This is a genomic window from Mesorhizobium sp. M0296 (genome assembly GCF_040321675.1).
GTDB lineage: Bacteria > Pseudomonadota > Alphaproteobacteria > Rhizobiales > Rhizobiaceae > Mesorhizobium.
Map to the genome: position 1 here is coordinate 76,876 of NZ_JAMYRZ010000007.1, position 15,661 is coordinate 92,536.

Genomic DNA, 15,661 nt, shown 5'->3' on the forward strand with positions numbered 1-15,661 from the left:
ACGGCTTTCGCCATCGGCTGCGACGTATGACGACACGGCAACAGCAGAGCGATACCTCGCATATGCCCGGCTGCACCTTTGTGCGGCGGAACGACAATGTGCTGCTAGGCTCCGGACCAGAGTATCCCAGGGTAGATTGGCTCGAATCCCATCCGGCTCCGGCTTCTCCCCGGTCGGCTGGCCTTCGCCGCCAACCGCAGCATATGACGACATGGTCACGTTAGACACTAAGCAATACCTCACGCATGCCCGCTTGCACCGTGCTGCAGCGGAACGACAATGTTTGTCTTGTCCGGGCGCGGGAAGGGCCGGATCACATTTGCCAGAACGTCTTCGCGCGAGCCGAACGAATGGAGCATCCCGTTCGACAGGACGAGTACCTGATCGATGTTGACGAGAGCGGAGGGGCGATGCGCAACGACGATCACGATACCGCCGCGCTGACGCACTGCCAGGATTGCGCCGGCCAAAGCAGCATCACCGTCTGCATCCAGATTGGAATTTGGTTCGTCAAGAACGACGAGGAATGGATCGCCGTAAAGTGCCCTGGCAAGCCCGACGAGCTGCCTCTGCCCAGCCGAAAGGGCCGCGCCGCCTTCTCCGATGCGTGTTTGAAAACCCTGCGGAAGACGCATGATCATCTTGTCCACGCCCGCAGCCTTGGCAGCTGCCAGCACGCCTTTTGCGTCGCGCTTGCCGCCGAACCTCGAAATGTTGTCGGCGATCGTCCCGTCGAACAGCTCAACGTCCTGCGGAAGGTAGCCAATATGAATGCCGAGCAGTTCTGAATTCCACTGATCGAGCGAGGCGCCGTCCAGTCTTACCGTGCCACGAAGCGGCTTCCATGCCCCGACCAAAGCGCGCACGAGCGTGGTCTTGCCGGAGCCGCTCGGGCCGACGACCGCCAACCCTGCGCCTCTCGCCAAGTGGAAGCTTACATTGAAGATGGTGGGCTTCTGCAGGCTTGGTGGCGCGACGGTCAATTCCTCGACCGCAAGCTCAGCCTTCGGGCCGGGCAGTTCCATTGGCTCTTGCTGGCTATCAAAAGCATCCAGGGCTGCCGACAGCTCGGTATAGCTTTTGCGGGTTGCCAGAAACCCTCTCCAGTTTGCGATCGCCACATCGACCGGCGCCAGCGAGCGGCCCAGCAATATGGACGATGCAATGATCACGCCAGGCGAGGCCTCGCCGCCGATCACAAGGTAGGCACCAAGCCCTAGCACACATGATTGCAGGGCCATTCGGAGCGTCTTCGACAGTGAGCTTGCTGCGCCGACGACGTCGGAGAGCCGTTCCTGGTTCTTCAGATAAAGATGACTGACCTCGTTCCAGCGCCGGCTAAGCGGGGCGGAAAGGCCCATCGCCTGAACAACCTCTGCGTTGCGGCGGCCGGAGTCGGCCAGAAGCCGCTGCGCTACGAGTGTCTCAGATGCACGAGCCGCAGGTTTGCGGCCGATGATCTCGGCAACCACCGTCAAAAACACAACGGCACATGCGCCGAGCGTTGCCAGCACGCCAAGCGCGGGGTGCAGCAGATAGATGACCACCATATAAAATGGTATCCAGGGAGCGTCGAATAAGACTGTCGGCCCGAGCCCGGAAAGAAAGCCACGTAGCTGGTCCAGATCACGAAGCGGGTGTACCCGGTTCGCATCCGGCCCGGCGACGAGGGGCAGGGAAAGCGAGGCTGCGAACGCTTTTTGCTGCAGATTTCTATGCAGGCGGCTGCCGATGCGGACCAACAGGCGAAGCCTCACAAAATCGAGAAGCCCATAGGCCGCGTAAAGTCCCAGCATCCCGACTGTAAATCCGACAAGAGTCGGCACGCTCTGCGAAGGCAGCACGCGGTCATAGACCTGGAGCATGTAGACGGAGCCGGTCAAGGCGAGGATATTTATCAATGCCGAGAAAACGCCTACGCCGACGAGGCCGTGCACACAGCCGAACATTGCGGAGCGGAGATCGAGCGAGCGCCCTTTGGTCGACTTCATGATGTGCGCTCGTTGACGCGAAATTGCCGCGCAATCTCGTCGATTCTTTCGATGAGGGACAAACTTTAACCTTCCGGGAAGCAGCAGCCCCGCCCCGCTGCTGGAAACATTACGAATTGCTTACATACGTGCCTTCTTTGATTAAAATGTAGCAAAATCGTGACGCCAGGCTGAGAATTCGGCAACCGGCTCGCTAGGCTGGGGATAACCGGGTCGAGTAAGGAGATATTCCTAATCATGACACGGCGCAGAAGCTTATGGTCATCTTTGTAGCATCAAGGCTTCAAAGCGTCTGGGGAGGGATCGGTTTTGATTTTGTCGATCGAGAGTTAAACGGTTTTGAGATACACTTCATCGGTACGCAGTTGTCGGCCACCAACGCCGGCTAAATCGGGGAGGCGAGTGTCGTGAGCGAAGAGATCAATGTTGCCGATGCCTACGGCAGGGGGCGCAGCACCTTCATGGGATTGCAGTTGCTGGTCTCGCCCGGTGCGCTTGTTCCTCGGCCGGAAACGGAACTGCTTGGCAAGGCCGCTCTCGATGTCCTGAGCCAACTGAACCTGCCGGTGCCTCGCGTTGTCGACATGTGCTGTGGGGCGGGCAATCTGGCGTGCGCCATCGCGCACCACGCTCCCACCGCGCGCGTGTGGGCAAGCGATCTTACCGACGGATGCGTGGAGGTCGCGCGCCGCAACGTCACCCATCTTGAAATCGAGGACCGGGTAACGGTGCTTCAGGGCGACTTGTTCAGCGCCTTCTCAGGGTTGGAGCTCGACGGCACGATCGACGTGATCGTTTGCAACCCGCCCTACATTTCGGAAAAACGGCTCGAGGGCGACCGTTCGCATCTGGTCGAGCTCGAGCCGCGTGAAGCATTCGCAGCCGGCCCCTACGGCCTGAGCATCCACATGCGGGTGCTCAAGGAGGCGCCGCGCTATTTGCGGCGCGGAGGCATCCTGCTTTTCGAGGTGGGGCTTGGCCAGGACCGGCAGGTCATGAGTTTGCTCGAGCGTTCCAAGGCCTATGAGAGTATCCGGGCAGTCACCAACCAGGCCGGTGAGGGCAGGGTGGTTGTGGGACATACGAGGGCGCAGGCGTAAGCATCGCAGCCGCGGCAGGTAGACGCGCTGTCGCGGCTAAGAAACGGCCGGGAAGTTGAAAACAGAGTTGCGCGAGATTTCGGGAATCAGTTTCTCTTGCGTCAGTTTCTCTTGCGCATGACGTATTGCGCAATTCCCTCGATGGAATCGAGATTCTCCGGCAGCAGCTCGCTGTCTTCGACCGTGATGCCGAAGGTCTCCTCGATGAAGCCGATAACCTCGAGCACACCCGTCGAGTCCACGATGCCCTGGTCGAGGAGCGAGGTGTCGCTCTCCAGGCTCTCGGGATCGGCTATATAGAAATTCGAAGCCAGGAAAGCGCGAATTTGTTCGCTGCAGGTATCGGTTCTATCCTTGGTAGATAACATTGATTTCGCCTCCGGTACAAAAGATGAATGCTGATCAACTTCGCCCTGGTACCGACTCATGACAGGGCCGTTTTTTTGAGCTTGCCCGTGTCGGTCATCGGCAGACTGGGTACGATGACGATGGACTTCGGAACCATGAAGTTTTCCAGCCGTCTCTGGCACTCTTTCTGCAACTGTTTTTCACCGATCATGCTTCCCTGCTCCATTACGACAAATGCCTTCACTGCTTGCCCGAGCAGCTCGTCCGGAACGCCGATGACCGCGGCTTCCCGCACGCCCGCAATGTTCATCAACACGTTTTCCACTTCCTTCGGCGCTATCTTCTCTCCGCGCGATTTTATGATCTCGTCGCCGCGACCGACGAAGTAGAGGTAGCCCTCGGCGTCCATCCGGCAGTAGTCGCCGGTGTATAGGACCTGCTCACCCGGCAGCGGGCCGGGCTTGAGCTTCCTGGCTGTCGCCTCCGGCTTGCCCCAATAGCCCTTCATCACCGTCGCTCCGCGGATGACGAGCTGACCAACGACGCCGGGGCCGACCCGCCTGTCATGCTCGTCGACAATCCACATTTCCGTATTGGGGATGGCGATCCCGACGCTCGACGGCTTTCGCTCCAGATCCTCCGGCGGCAGGTAGGTGCAGCGCTTGCATTCGGTAAGGCCGTACATCGAATAGATGCGGGCGCCAGAAAACAGCTCCTGCAGCAGGAGAATGTGCTTGAGCGGCAGGGCGGCCGCAGTGTTCGTGACGTAGCGAATACTCGAAAAATCCTGATCCCTGAGAGACCTGAGCTCCCCGAGTGCGGCGAAGATGGTCGGTACGCCGGGAAAACCCGTCACCCTTTCTTGCTTGATCAGCCCAAGGATCTGCGCCGGGAAGGCGAACGAGCGCTCAAGCACCAGCCGGGCGCCCGCGCCGAATGCCATGATCATCTGGTAAAGACCGTAGTCGAAGGCGAGCGGCAGGACATTGAGGATCACCTCGTCTTCGGCAAGCGCCAGGTATGAGGAAATCGAGGCGCACGCGGCGATCATGTTTCGATGCGTCAGCATCACGCCCTTGGGCTCGCCCGTCGAGCCGGACGTATAAATGATCGCAGCGAGATCGATGTCGATGCAGCGGCGCGCGGGCGGCATGCTGCGGGCTGCCGCGACCGCGGCGTCCCAGCGCACAGCATGCGGCAATTCTTGCAGGTCGCTGGGTTCGATCGGCCCGGAGACGATCATGCGGCGCAACGATGGGCAATTCCGCGCCGGCTCCCTGAAAATCGAGTGCAGGTGTTTGTCGGTGATCAGTGCCGTCGGGCGGCAATCGTTGAGCAGATAATCAAGCTTGTCGCTTTTGGTGAGCGGATTGACGATGCACACCACGGCGTTGGCCTTGAGCACCGCCCAGAACGCAACGACGGCCTCGACAGTGTTGTCGGCGAAGACCACCACGCGATCGCCACGCGCAATTCCGGCATCGGTCAAATGGTGCGCTATGGCGTTCGAACGCATATCGAGATCGCCATAGGTGACACGTTGATTGCCGCACACCAGGGCCACCTTCTCGCCGAGCCGGCTGGCAGAGTGGGTGAGAAAGTCGTGCAGGAGCGGTACGGCGCCATGTATCATGCGAGCACCTCTGCGCGGTGTTCGCGGTCGATATCGATGCTGAGCTTGAGCGTGCGAGCCCCACTTGGACGGCTCGCGATAAATTGCCGATGAAGAAGCTGCGTCGACAGCACCCCGACCAGCGCCATATTGTCGGAGTTGGACAGGTCGCCGTCGCCGGCGCTGGCCTGGCACTTGCTCAGGAGCCGGGTAACCGACTTGGGATCGAAGACGTTCGCTTCGCGCAGCGCCGCCTCCGAAAGTGCTTCGCGAATGTAGGCCGGAGCGCCATCTGCGACAAAGCAGAGCGCGTTGGGGGCCCGGTAAGGCTGCTTCTTGCGGGTGACGATTTCCGACGGCACGATCGGCTGCGCCACGCGCTTCAGCACATGCTTTTCATCGAGCACGCGCAGCTTGTAGGCGGCCGGAAGCGAATTCGCGAGTCTCACGAGTTCATGATCGAGGAACGGGAAGCGCCCCTCGACGGAATGAGCCATCAGCATCCTGTCCCCTTGTGAGGAAAGCAGGTATCCCGACATCAGCGTCTGAATCTCTATGTACTGGTCCTGCGCAAGAGAGCCCCATCGCGAAAACTCCGGCGGCAGGCGGGCAAGCAGCTCGGACACGGCGTTGCGGCGCTCCGTTTGAGCGCGCATGTCTGCCGAAAACAGCCGCTTGATGGCGCTTGTGGTACGCCAGCGCGTGCCATGCGCAAAACCAGGCGCGTCACAGGCGTGGATGTCGCGACCGAAGAACTGGCGTGCCATCGCCTGCTGCTGCACCGGCGAGCGGCTGAGATAGGGATAGAGGCGCTCCAGCAGCCGCGAGCGTCGCGTCGAGGCGGGCTGGCGTCCCCAGAAGCGGCGGACCTTGCCCTCGCGGAACAAATCGTAGCCGGCGAACATTTCGTCGGCCCCTTCGCCGGTCAGCACGACCTTGATGCCGTGCTGGCGCACCAGTCTCGAGAGCAGGAACAGCGGCGCCGGCGCGGTCCTGAGGATTGGCCGCTCGGTGTGGTAGGTCACCTCAGGGAAGATGCCAGCGATATCGCTGCGCGAAACAACCACCTCATGATGGTCACTGCCGGCCACGCCGGCAACCAGGCGCTGGAAATGCGTCTCATCATACTCGGCGTCGGCAAAACGCAGCGAGAAAGTCTGGAAGCGCTCGCCCGCGAAGCGTCTCCCCAGCGTGGCGACCAGCGAGCTGTCGAGCCCGCCGGACAAATAGCAGCCGACCGGCACGTCGGCGCGTACTATCCTGAGCGCCGTCGCGGCTTCCAGGGCGCTGCGCACTTCCTCCACCGCGTCATCAAGCGAGCCGGTGAATTCATCATCGCCGGGTCCGTCAACCTCTGGATAGTCAGGCTTCCAAAAAGCCCGCTCCCGGACGACGCCGCTGTCATAAATGCGGACATGCCCCGGCGTGAGTTCGCTTACTCCTCCAAACACGCCTTGTGGCGGCGCGACAGTCCAGAGTGTGAAAGTCTGATCGATGCCGGCTGGATCGAAGGCGCGGGGTATATCCGCATCGGCCGCGAAAATGGCCTTCACCTCGCTGGCGAAGTAAAGCCGCCCGCCATGCTCGCAAAAGTGCAGCGGGCAGATGCCGAACCGATCCCGAGACAAGACGAGACGACCTGCCACGGAGTCCCAGATGGCGGCGGCCCACTGCCCATTCATTCGCTCGAAGGCGGCCTCGCCCCAGGCATGATAGGCATGGACGATGACCTCGGTGTCGCTGCGTGTGCGGAAGCGATAACCGAGCGCGACCAGATCTTGTCGCAGCTCGACGTAATTGAAGATTTCGCCGTTGAAGACGATCCACATTGTGTCGCCCGCGCCGGCGAGTGGCTGCTGGCCGCTTGCGAGATCGATGACGGACAGGCGGGCATGCGCCAATCCTGCACGTCTGTCCCGGTAAAGGCCGCGCTCGTCCGGGCCGCGATGCGCCAGCGCGCCCGCCATGCGTATCAGCGCATCCCGGGAAGGGGGCGCCGCTGCGGCGCTCAGCGACACAATTCCGGCGATGCCGCACATCGCCTAGCCCTCGCCCATTGAAGAGGACACCAACGGCCGCGCGTGAAGATAACGTGCGGCGCGCCGCTTGCTGTCGATATCCTTGAAAACCTTCTGGACCTGCATCACGGTGAGGCCGGTTGCCTCAGCGACGTCTTCGTCGGCGATCCCATGGTTCAAGCCGTAGAGGCACAGATCCATCAGATAATAAGGAAGCGCGAAGTAGAACTCCTCCTGACTCTGCGCCATCGAGAAGGTGTCTGTGGTGGGCGGTCTGCGCCGGACCTCTTCCTCCACCCCAAGATATTCGGCCAACTGGTAGACCTGGGTCTTGTAGAGGTGGACGATTGGCATCAGGTCGGCAATTCCGTCGCCCTGCTTGACGAAGAAGCCCTGGTCGTACTCCAGGCGGTTCGGCGTGCCCGCTACCGCGTAGTTGAGGCGGTCGGCATGGTAGTATTCGGTCATCTTGCGCAGGCGCTGCTTGTAGTTGGTTGCAGCGACGATCTGCAGATAGGCTGCCGACGGCAGGCGCACCGTGTCGGTCCTGCCCTCGGGGTCCTGAACCGTGAGGCGCGTTATGTTGAGACCGTTGCTCTCGAGAACCGAGGCGAGCACCAGCTTGCATTTCCAGCCGTCCCCATATTCGGGAACGACGGTCTGGATTGCTTCGGTCTGCCGTCTATAGGCGCCGATCGCTTCCAGGGCCGGCGTTATATCCTCCAGGATCGTTTCGATACCAAGGTGTGCGGCGACAATGCGGCCGAGCCTCAGTGAGTCGCCAGAGGAATGGCGCTCCGGCATGAATATCCCGAGGACCTTGCCTTTCCCAAAGGCGCGAACACACAACGCCGCGACGACGGAGCTGTCGATGCCACCTGAGAGGCCGACAACCACCCCTCGACGTCGCAGCGTGCCGAAGACCTGCTGGCGCAAGATCTGGACGATGCGATCGACTTCCGCGCCAGCGTCGAGCACCAGCGCGTCTTTGCCGAATGTTGAGATCAGGTCGATGGCTTGTACTCCAGTTTGCGAGACTCGATTGGCGAATAGGTTTTCGCCACCGCTTTCTCGATAAGGGGACGATTGGTGGCGAGGTGAGGCTCTACAACCAGATCGATGTGGCTGCCGACGATCGGAATCACGTCCAGATGGGCGAAGACGCTATCCCAGCCGATTGCCAGAGGCATTCCGGGTCGAGCACAGCGGAACAGGGTGCCTGTGATCGGCAGCGCCGGCTTTGGCTCGGCCACCCACTGGAAGAAGGCTTGCGCGCGCAAAACCTCTTGCAGTTCCAGTTTGGTTCTAAAGCTCGTCGCGTTGAACTGTCCTTGAGCGAAGCGGTCGAGAAACTGGACCAGTTGTGCCTCGCGCTTCATTGCCACGGCGACTTTCGCGAGGGCGCGGCAAGCCATCCGGTAAGCGGACACGCGGTTGGTTCGAATTCGATTGAATGTGCGCGTAAACGTCTCCCAGCGGGCGCTTCGCTCCCCGACGAGGCTGGTGTCGAGGATGCCGAGGAACTTTACGGTTCGCCCCGCTGCCAGCAGCCGCGCCGCAACTTCGAAGGCAACAGCGCCGCCGAGCGAATGGCCGAGAAGTCGTACATGGCCCGAGGGTTGGGCGCGGCGGATCTGGTCGACGGCGGCGTCGGCCATATCGGCGAGGCTGTCTTGTCCGCGCAGTATCATAGCCAGGGCCGGATACCTGATCGGGGCAACGCGGGTCACCTTGCCCATCGCTGCTGCAAAGGCCGCAAGGCTCGGGCCATAGCCGACGGACCCCGGGAACAGAAAAAGAATGGGAGGGTCGTGCTTCTGGGCGCGCGCGCTTTGATCGCCTGCCTGGGCGGACACGACCGCCTTGACCATTTCCTCCAGGCTCATCCCGACGGTGAAGGCCTCAAGGCCGAGTTCCTGCCCGATGGCGCTTTCGATTTCCATGACGCAGTGCAGCAGCTTCAGCGAATCTCCTCCCGCGTCATCCCAGCGTCCTGCCGCCACGCGCGTATTGAGAATGCTGGTCCATGCCCGCTGGACAACCTGCTGCGCGGTCAGCTTGCCTCGCGGCTCGAGCGGACGCGCGGTCGCCGCTGTCTCTCTGGCTGAAAGATCCATCTCTGCAAGTGTCGTGATGTCGACTTTGCCGCTCGGCAGACGCGGAATCTCGGCGATCGTGTGCAACCGCAAGGGACGCAGCGGCGGCGGCAGATTGGTCCTGACAAGCTGGCGAAGCTCGTCCGAAAAGGTCGCTTCGGCCGAGCGCCGAGGAACAGCAAAGGCGACAAGCTCATTCGCGGCCGTCACGATTGCCACGGCATCCGCGACAGAGGGTGCACAACGCAGCACCCGTTCGAGTTCGGCTGGCTCGACGCGTCGACCGTTGATTTTTACCTGGCGCCCCTTGCGACCGACGATGTGCAGTAGGCCTTGATCATCAAGTCGAACGAGGTCACCTGTCGCGAAAATCCGAAGGCCTGGATCGTGCGGGTCTGATGTTGCCGGCACAACCGCCCCGTCCTCCCAATGGCCAAGCAAGACATACGGGCTCCTGATCAGAAGCTCTCCGCTGCGGCCCGGTTGAACGCGGCGGCCCGCTTCGTCGATAATTGCGAAGGTGATTCCAGGCAGCAGCCAGCCAACTGGAACCGAATCTCCATGCTCTGGCCAGTCTCGCGGCAGGAACCATTGCGAGCCGGTGGTCTCGGTTGACGAGTAACCGATCTGGATAAGGCACGTATCGGAGACGGCCTTGCGCAGCAGGGCGATGTCGGTCCAGGGCACCTTCTCGCCACCGATCCGGGCGACTCTGAGTGAATGGAACGCTTCTGCAGGTCCGTCTGCCATAAGCGCGCGAAGCAGTGCCGGCACCAGATAGGTGATTGTCACGTCTTCGGATCGCACCAGGCGTTGAACGGCGCGCAAGCCGACCGCTTCGACTTCGACCAGATGCAAGGTGGCGCCGGTGAGAAGAGCAGCAAGAATCTCCCGGCACCCGGCGATTGTGGCGGGTCCGGTCAATGGCAAGAAAACATCATCCGAGTTGATGTGGCACGCATCGACATATTGCTGGACCCGGCACAGCAAGCTGCGCTGGCTGTTAACGATGCCTTTGGGCCGGCCCGTACTCCCTGACGTATAAAGCACGATGGCGGGCGCATCGACCGAGACGGAATAAGAACGAGGCACTTGCCCAGCCTGCGAGGCCGCACTGGTCGACACATCGATCCAACTGACCAGGTGAGGCAAACCATCGGGTCGGACATTGCCCTCGCCCAGGACAGCTGAGAGCCGCGCCCCGGCCACGATTTCAAGGATACGCGAGCTAGGATCTCGCGCGTTGAGTGGCACCGAAGGCCGCCCAGCCGTCATGCTTGCCAGCATGGCAATGGGATACCAGGCCGAGTTGGCCTGAAGAATCCCTATCGCCTGTCCGTCTGGGACGGCCGCCGCGATCTGGTGGGACAGCGTCTCGACTGACCGGAGGAGCTGGGAATAGGTCAGACGATTGGCGCCGTCGCTGATTGCAAGCTTGTCGGGGTACTGGCGGACGACATTTCTCAGGTGATCGAAGGCCGCAATGTTGGTAAAATCGACGCCCAATCTTTGAAATGGGCGCAGTACGGGACCACCCTGATCCAGTGCGTATTGTGGGACACTTGACCAATTATCGGAGGTCGTTGTCTGACAATCCACCGCTAGATCCTGATCCGCGACTTCTGATCCCAAATATGCCGAAGACATGAGTTGCCTACGCTAAGATTAGGGTCACTTATCGCCCCCCGCCCCAATCTTTTCATCGATCATTCTGATGATGCCCTGATCTTCCCTCAAGGACGCTTGGTTAGTCACTTCGCCTGTTTCGCAAGCCGCCGGCCGAGCCAATCATGCCGGGCTCGCTGGCTGTTGTGGTGCGCATGACACGGACACATGCCAAGGCGGGCTCGAAGACCAAGGTGGGGTCGAAGATGGAATTGCCGCTATTCAGGCATATTGCCTATTCGGTGGTTCTTCCGGACGATACCGGCGATGCTTCGGTGTCGGAATAGCTGCCGGGGACGAAACAATAGGCATAGATCTGTCCCCGATTTTCGTCGGTCACGCGGATCCAATCCTTTTCCCACGTTCGGAAGGTAATACGCCCGCCCGTCATCATAGCTGCGGCTCTGAACGGACTCGGCGCGTTGACAACGCGCACCGAGATAACATCGTCGCCGTCCATACGCTCGACGAGATACGTCTGCATGAAAGCCTCCCCATGCCCCGCTAGATCACCCGCACTTTAACGCCGGCTAATGAATTCGGTTGCAACTGCTTGGCGAAACTTTGGGTCCGATACTTTCCGTACCCAAAGGCAACTTGGTCCTCCGTATCCGTCAGGTTTTTCAGCGACGGGATGCCAGTTCAGGGGGAGGCAGGCTAATTGCGGCCATGCCGGCGACATGCCAATCTGCGCCGCAACGTTAGGCCTCCGCCTCCGCGGGCAATGGAAAAGGCGCTCGAATGGGCTCCTTTATGCTGTCCGTGATCTGGCATTCTGCCCGTGATTTGGCCTCATAGGACGACCCTGCAGGCCTTTGCGGGACATCCACATAGCGTGGCGTCGCCATCACCGAGGCATAGCAATGTGCGTCGGCGGAGAAATGGGACGGTTCGAGGTTTTCTGAACCTGCCTCACGACGACTGCGTCGTGTCGACGATCCGTTGGAACAGAAGGCCTGGTGCTGGAACGTCAATCGTATTTGGCCAGGAAGCGCCCGACGGCGCTGAGGCAGTCGTGCTTTTCCTCCACATGCGGCATGTGGCTGGAATTCGGGAAGACCAGGCCTTCAACGTACGGGATAAGATCCAGAAAGGGCTGGACGCAGGCCTCGGTCGCTTCGTCGTAGAAGCCGCGGAAAACCAGGGTCGGCGCCTCGATCCGATGCAGGCGGTCGACGATGGTCCAGTTCCGCATCGTGCCGATGACGTGGAACTCATTGGGACCGTTCATGGTGTGATAGACGGTCGGATCTTCCTCGATTGCCGCAAATGTCCGGGCGACCTCTGGCGGCATCGGAACGACGCGACAGACATGACGGTCGTAGAAAGCCTTCGTCGCCGCAACATATTCGGGGTGATCGGTGGTTCCCGCCGCTTCGTGCCGGTCGAGCGCACTTTGCACATCGGCCGGCAACTCGGCGCGCAATTGCCGGGCTCCTTCCACCCACAGCGCCATCGAGGCCAGCGAATTGGCCAGGATCAATGCCTTGAGCCCCTCAGGGCGGCGCACGGCGTGCTCGGCCGAGAGTATGCCGCCCCAGGACTGGCCGAGCAGGGCATAATGGCCGGCAATGCTGAGATGGGCGAGCAACGCATCGAGTTCGCCCAGGAAGAAATCGACGGTCCAGAAGTCGCCGCCCTTGTCCGGCAGATGGGTCGATTTGCCGTTGCCGATCTGATCGTAGTGGATGACGGCTCGCCCGGTTCCGGCAAGCTCCTTGAATGAGTCCACATAGTCGTGGGTGCAGCCCGGTCCACCATGAGCGACGACCAGGGGCAGCTTGCCCGACCCGAGGTCCCCGGTCACACGGTACCAGGTGCGATAGCCCTTGTAGTCGCTAAATCCTTCGGTGATCGCATGTGCCGTCACAGTCCAAGCTCCGCATCATGGCGCGGCAGGAGCCACTTTGGTGCACCCCTCCCAAGCCTTGTTTGCGGCCGACGGTACTAAGCGGCTCGGCGCACTTACAGCTAGCACTATTTATAGGTTCGCCGGTTATAGGTTTGCCCGAGGCAAGGCCGATCGCCCGCAGGTCGCGAGCCTCAATGCTCCGGTTCGAGCAGCCGGTAATGGGCGGCGAGCGCGATGGCATGGAAGCGGTTGCGCGCGCCAAGCTTTCGCGTCGCCGCGTTGAGGTGCAGCGTTGCGGTAGGCACCGCGCGGCCAATCTCACGCGCGACCTGCTTGGCCGTCAGTCCGGCAGCGGCCAGGCGCAGGCACTGACGTTCGCGCGACGTCAGATGGACATGTTGGCAGGTGCGGATTCCGGCGTCGAAACCGGCGTAGGCGGAGTCATGCAGCAGATGACCCAGATCTCCGATCGCGGCGATCAAGGGTCTGGCTTCGAGCTCGAACCCGGCCTCCGGATCGGCACGGATCGCGGTGAAGGTGGCGAGATCGCCGCCGGCAAGGCGAATGGGTACGGTGACGCCGCAGGTCATCCTGGTGTCAAGCAAATAGCTGACCACAGGATCGTGCTTGGACTGGAGCACGCGCTGCATGACGGTGCTCTGAACGCCGCTGTGCGACCAGAGAAACGGTCTCGATACGGTGAGCGCGGCCTCCTGCACCGGGTCAAGCTGATAATATCCGCCCTTGCACCAGAGATCCTGCATGTCGCGCGGCACGTTGCGCAGAGCCATCAACGAGGGCGTGATAAGCTCGCCCTTGTGACTGACCGGCACGGGCGTATAGTCGTAGATGAATGCGGTGAAACCGATGGGCTCCAGCACCTCCGTTGCCACCGCCATGGCAGCGTCGATGCTCATTCCGGTTTGGAACCGGCTCTCTAGATCGCCTGGAAGGCTTTGCATCGGGCAAGCTTACCCGCTGATGATTGCTTGTCAAATAGCCATGTCGGCCGGCTGCTCAACAAATAGGCGGGGATAAGCCTGTCCGACCCTATCTATCTTAATAGCTATCCCGTCCGGCTTCGCTCGCCGTAGTCTTTTGCGATTGGGCCAAGTAGCGGACACCGTTCACAAACCCAGACTGTTTCAGCCGCGCAATGGTCGATCGACCGGGTTCAGCGCGGCAAAAGCCGACGCGCCTCCATGAGGGAACAAATATGCGACCCCAAAAAGCATTTGCAGCGTTGATACCCTGCCTGGCTCTGCTCGGCGTGACCATGATGTCGCCGGCAAGCAGTGCCTTGGCCACCGAGGGCAAGCCAGGCGGCACACTCCGATTGCTGGCCAATGCCGCGGCAGGCACCGCCGATCCGCACATCAACTACACGCTGCAGTATTTCCAGATCAATTATGTCCTATACGATGGCCTGGTGACCTACAAGAAGGCCGGGGACAAGACCGGCTTCGAAGTCGTCGCGGACCTGGCGGAAAGCCTCCCGCAGGTCGAGAACGGCGGCAAGACCTACATCTTCAAGCTGCGCAAGGGCATCAAATTCGCGGATGGCACGGATGTCACCACGAAGGACGTGGTGGCTTCGTTCCAACGCATCTTCAAGACCAGCGGGCCGACGGCCGGGACCTTCTACAAAGGCATCGTCGGCGCGGATGCGTGCTTGAAGACGCCTGCGACGTGTACCCTCGAAGGTGGCCTGTCGGTCGACGACGCGGCCGGAAACATTACCTTCAACCTGGCCCAGCCGGATGCCGAGTTCCTGCAGAAGCTGGCTGTTCCGCATGCGTCGATCCTGCCGGCGAGCGCGCCGCTGAAGGACGCCGGCACCGATCCGATTCCGGGCACCGGACCCTACATGATCGCCAGCTACGATCCCAACAAGCTGATGAAGATTGTGCGCAACCCTCATTTCAAGGAATGGAGCAAGGAAGCGCAGCCGGCCGGATATCCGGACGAGATCGACTACGAATTCGGCCTAACCGACGAGGCGGCGGTGACCGCTGTCGAGAACGGCCAGGCGGACTGGATGTTCGACCCGCCGCCGTCCGACCGTCTCGCCGAACTCGGCACCAAATATGCCAAGCAGGTCACCGTTCATCCGCTGACGGCAATGTGGTATGCGCCGATGAACACCAATCTGGCGCCGTTCAACGACATCCGCGTTCGCCAGGCCGTGAACTTCGCGATCGACCGCGCCGCGATCGTCAAGCTCTTCGGCGGCAGCAATCTGGCGCAGCCGGCCTGTCAGATCCTGCCGCCGGGCTTCCCGTCATTCGCAGCCTATTGCCCGTTCACCGCCAATCCAGGTGAGAAGTGGTCGGCGGCGGATATGGACAAGGCCAAGCAATTGGTCGCTGAATCGGGAACCGCAGGTCAGGAGGTGACGATCATCACCGAGGACACCACGGTCTCCAAGGCGATCGGCGTCTACCTGCAGGATGTGCTCAACCAGCTTGGCTACAAGACGTCGGTCAAGCCGATCTCGCAGAACATACAGTTCACCTATATCCAGAACACCAATAACAAGGTGCAGATTTCGATCTCGCAATGGTTCCAGGATTACCCGGCGCCATCGAATTTCCTGCAGGTCTTGTTCAGCTGTGCCTCGTTTACGCCGGGCTCCGACGCCTCGGTCAATATTTCGGGGCTCTGCGACAAGTCGATCGACGCATCGATGGACGAGGCAGAGGCAGCCACCATCGCCGATCCGGCCAAGGGCGCGACACTCTGGACCGCCATCGACAAGGCTGTGACGGACAAGGCTCCGGTCGCTGTCCTGTTCACGCCAAAGCGCGTCGATGTGATCTCTTCCAGGCTGAAGAACTTCACCTTCAGCCCGCAATTCTACTGGATTGTCAGCCAGTCCTGGGTGGAATAGCCGACCGGAGCCAATGCGACGGAGTGCCGCTGGCTCTCCGTCGCATTTCCTTTTCCGGCGGATCAGCGCATCTTCCAGGCCGCGATTTT

General features: G+C 61.0%; 11 protein-coding genes. 2 read left to right on the forward strand and 9 right to left on the reverse strand.

What is annotated here, in order from left to right:
- Nucleotides 1-239 precede the first annotated feature (239 nt).
- A complete protein-coding gene (locus NKI97_RS09505) occupies nt 240-1,991 on the reverse strand; it encodes a type I secretion system permease/ATPase (RefSeq protein WP_352449675.1) in 1,752 nt (583 codons plus the stop codon).
- A gap of 407 nt (nt 1,992-2,398) precedes the next feature.
- Between NKI97_RS09505 and NKI97_RS09510 the strand changes: the two genes are divergently transcribed.
- The gene (locus tag NKI97_RS09510) at nt 2,399-3,091 is read left to right on the forward strand and encodes a N5-glutamine methyltransferase family protein (protein WP_352449674.1); all 693 of its coding nucleotides are present in this window, start codon (nt 2,399-2,401) and stop codon (nt 3,089-3,091) included.
- Between the two features lie 101 nt (nt 3,092-3,192).
- On the opposite strand, the gene NKI97_RS09515 is transcribed toward NKI97_RS09510, so the two are convergent.
- The 8 genes from NKI97_RS09515 to NKI97_RS09550 all read right to left on the reverse strand — a co-directional run bounded on the left by NKI97_RS09515 (nt 3,193) and on the right by NKI97_RS09550 (nt 13,599).
- A complete protein-coding gene (locus tag NKI97_RS09515; RefSeq protein WP_023675628.1) occupies nt 3,193-3,459 on the reverse strand; it encodes an acyl carrier protein in 267 nt (88 codons plus the stop codon).
- 56 nt (nt 3,460-3,515) lie between these two features.
- A complete protein-coding gene (locus NKI97_RS09520; RefSeq protein ID WP_352833722.1) occupies nt 3,516-5,072 on the reverse strand; it encodes a class I adenylate-forming enzyme family protein in 1,557 nt (518 codons plus the stop codon).
- Entirely contained in the window at nt 5,069-7,090 is a 2,022-nt protein-coding gene (gene asnB, locus NKI97_RS09525) for an asparagine synthase (glutamine-hydrolyzing) (RefSeq protein ID WP_352449672.1), read from the reverse strand. Before asnB ends, NKI97_RS09520 begins: the two co-directional genes overlap by 4 nt.
- Nucleotides 7,091-7,093: 3 nt before the next feature.
- A complete protein-coding gene (gene nadE / locus NKI97_RS09530) occupies nt 7,094-8,077 on the reverse strand; it encodes an NAD(+) synthase (RefSeq protein ID WP_352449782.1) in 984 nt (327 codons plus the stop codon).
- Nucleotides 8,074-10,812, reverse strand: coding sequence for an AMP-binding protein (locus NKI97_RS09535; protein WP_502904469.1), 2,739 nt, complete (start codon nt 10,810-10,812; stop codon nt 8,074-8,076). Before NKI97_RS09535 ends, nadE begins: the two co-directional genes overlap by 4 nt.
- Nucleotides 10,813-11,065: 253 nt before the next feature.
- Nucleotides 11,066-11,314: a hypothetical protein gene (locus NKI97_RS09540; RefSeq protein WP_156937305.1), complete on the reverse strand. Its 249-nt coding sequence runs from the start codon at nt 11,312-11,314 to the stop codon at nt 11,066-11,068.
- 486 nt (nt 11,315-11,800) lie between these two features.
- Nucleotides 11,801-12,700 carry a proline iminopeptidase-family hydrolase gene (locus NKI97_RS09545; protein WP_352449670.1) on the reverse strand — a complete coding sequence of 300 codons (900 nt, stop codon included), beginning with the start codon at nt 12,698-12,700 and terminating at the stop codon, nt 11,801-11,803.
- 173 nt (nt 12,701-12,873) lie between these two features.
- Nucleotides 12,874-13,599, reverse strand: a complete 726-nt coding sequence (locus NKI97_RS09550) for a LuxR family transcriptional regulator (protein ID WP_352449669.1) — start codon at nt 13,597-13,599, stop codon at nt 12,874-12,876.
- A 299-nt stretch (nt 13,600-13,898) separates the two neighbouring features.
- On the opposite strand from NKI97_RS09550, the gene NKI97_RS09555 reads away from it, so the two are divergent.
- Complete coding sequence (locus NKI97_RS09555) at nt 13,899-15,572, forward strand: ABC transporter substrate-binding protein (protein ID WP_352743544.1); 1,674 nt, start codon at nt 13,899-13,901, stop codon at nt 15,570-15,572.
- Nucleotides 15,573-15,661 lie beyond the last annotated feature (89 nt).

What these genes read in the sequence shown, in the direction of transcription:
- asnB (WP_352449672.1), bottom strand. Translation starts at nt 7,090, where the DNA reads ATGTGCGGCATCGCCGGAATTGTGTCGCTGAGCGCCGCAGCGGCGCCC.
- NKI97_RS09540 (WP_156937305.1), bottom strand. Translation starts at nt 11,314, where the DNA reads ATGCAGACGTATCTCGTCGAGCGTATGGACGGCGACGATGTTATCTCG.
- NKI97_RS09550 (WP_352449669.1), bottom strand. Translation starts at nt 13,599, where the DNA reads ATGAGCATCGACGCTGCCATGGCGGTGGCAACGGAGGTGCTGGAGCCC.
- NKI97_RS09515 (WP_023675628.1), bottom strand. Translation starts at nt 3,459, where the DNA reads ATGTTATCTACCAAGGATAGAACCGATACCTGCAGCGAACAAATTCGC.
- NKI97_RS09555 (WP_352743544.1), top strand. Translation starts at nt 13,899, where the DNA reads ATGCGACCCCAAAAAGCATTTGCAGCGTTGATACCCTGCCTGGCTCTG.
- NKI97_RS09520 (WP_352833722.1), bottom strand. Translation starts at nt 5,072, where the DNA reads ATGATACATGGCGCCGTACCGCTCCTGCACGACTTTCTCACCCACTCT.
- NKI97_RS09535 (WP_502904469.1), bottom strand. Translation starts at nt 10,812, where the DNA reads ATGTCTTCGGCATATTTGGGATCAGAAGTCGCGGATCAGGATCTAGCG.
- NKI97_RS09505 (WP_352449675.1), bottom strand. Translation starts at nt 1,991, where the DNA reads ATGAAGTCGACCAAAGGGCGCTCGCTCGATCTCCGCTCCGCAATGTTC.